The following is a 1,880-nucleotide window of genomic DNA, read 5'->3' as shown; positions in this document are numbered from 1 at the left end:
TGACGGTTGCATGCTGATCAACTGCCTGACTGAGCTTGCTCCGCATGATGACGAAGTGGCGGCTCTCGGGCGGCAGCATTTGGAAAGCATAGACGAGATCATCGCGAAAGCGCTTGAGCCTTCGGACCCGGGCCGGGCGCTCGACAAGGCACGCGCCTACGCTTCTCTGGCAATCGGCACGCTGGCCTTGCGCAAGGCGGGCGTTCCCGGCGAGCGGATATCGCAAACCCTGAAACAGGCCCGGTTGGTGATTAACCCCTAAGGGTCTCCCGCGGACATCAGAACCTGGAACCACAGTAAGAAACGGCGACTCTAATTTTGGACTAGGTAGTCCGAAAATGTCTGAACCAAGCAGAGCCAAGAAGGAAACAGCAATGGCTGATGAAAAACTGTTCTCCGGCGCCAAAGCCGGTGCAATCGATCTGAAAAACCGCGTTGTCATGGCACCGTTGACCCGTAACCGGGCCAGGGCTGAAGATGACAGCGTCCATGAACTGCAGGCCAAGTATTATGCCCAGCGGGCGGGAGCTGGCCTGATCATCACCGAAGCTTCCCAGATCTCGCCCCAGGGCAAGGGCTATGCCTGGACTCCCGGCATTTATTCAGAAGCGCAGGTCGAGGGCTGGAAGAAGGTGACTGATGCCGTCCATGCTGCGGGCAGCAAAATCGTGATCCAGCTTTGGCACGTGGGCCGGATTTCCCACACCAGCTTGCAGCCGGACGGCGGTGCCCCTGTTGCACCATCCGCAATTGGTGCCAAGGCCATGACCTTTGACGGTGAGCAGTTTGTCGAAACATCGGATCCGCGGGCTTTGGGCGCCGAGGAAATATCAGGTATCGTCGCGGACTACCGGCGGGCTGCGGAGAACGCCAGGAGGGCCGGGTTCGACGGTGTCGAAGTCCATGCCGCCAACGGGTATCTGATCGATCAGTTCCTGCGGGACGAGTCCAACAAACGCGACGACGCATATGGCGGCCCGGTTGAGAACAGGGTGCGGTTCCTGAAGGAGGTCATGGACGCGATTGTGGATGTCTGGGGCGCTGACCGCGTCGGTGTTCGCCTCAGCCCGTTTTCGGACGTCAACAACATCTCCGACAGCAACCCGCAGGCGACATTCTCCCATGCAGTCAAATTGCTGAACGAATACGGTCTAGCCTATCTCCATATGGTGGAAGGCCAAACCGGGGGCCCGCGTGATATCCCGGAGGGCGGCGATCTGAAGGCGCTATATGACCTGTTTGACGGTGTGAAAATGGGCAACAATGCTTATGACCGCAACATGGCGGTCGAGGCGGTCGAAACCGGATCCGTGGATCTGGTGGCCTTCGGACGGCCATTCATTTCAAACCCGGATCTGGTTGACCGGCTAGAGAAGGACGTGCCGCTGAATGAGCTGGATCCAGCCACCCTCTACGGCGGTGACGAAAAGGGTTACACAGACTACCCGGCACTGGCCGGCGAACCGATTGCAGCTGAGTAACCTTTGAAACCTCCGGCGGCCTGGCTTTCAGGTGACCAGTGCCGCCGGAGATTTTGAGAACTGGTTTGATCAGGAGCCGAAGACAACGCTGGCGCCCGTCATTCTGCACGCCTCTGTTGACCTGGACGGGCTAAAAGTCGGCAATCAAGGCGCAGATGATGTCGTCGATAGATTGATGTGTGCAATGATGAATGTCGGTCGCAATGACTGACTGTCTGCGGACACTAGGCGCGCACAGTGTCTGCGAGGAAAACTCGGTGGGGGACAGATAGGGCGTTGTTGCAGAACTCTGAGTGCTAAGGATTCACATCACGAATCCATGCGGTTAGACGGGGCAGATGAGCAAGCCCACACCAGCCCGCTACCGTACGACGAATTGGTCCAGCTACAACGATGCGC

The 1,880-nt window shown here is 58.3% G+C and carries 2 protein-coding genes and 1 pseudogene; all 3 read left to right on the top strand.

Features of this window, described 5'->3' with window-relative positions:
* A pseudogene (locus A2I95_RS34605) lies at window positions 1-262 on the top strand (TetR/AcrR family transcriptional regulator); the annotation flags it as partial.
* A gap of 112 nt (window positions 263-374) precedes the next feature.
* Window positions 375-1,481 (top strand): alkene reductase, encoded by a 1,107-nt coding sequence (locus A2I95_RS34600; RefSeq protein WP_291737085.1) that lies wholly within the window; start codon window positions 375-377, stop codon window positions 1,479-1,481.
* A gap of 31 nt (window positions 1,482-1,512) precedes the next feature.
* Window positions 1,513-1,692, top strand: a complete 180-nt coding sequence (locus tag A2I95_RS34595) for a hypothetical protein (RefSeq protein WP_291737083.1) — start codon at window positions 1,513-1,515, stop codon at window positions 1,690-1,692.
* The last annotated feature ends 188 nt before the right edge of the window (window positions 1,693-1,880 follow it).

The organism is Leisingera sp. F5, from assembly GCF_001593695.1.
The sequence above is the reverse complement of the archived record's forward strand: the minus strand, read 5'-3'. Positions and strand labels throughout refer to the sequence as shown.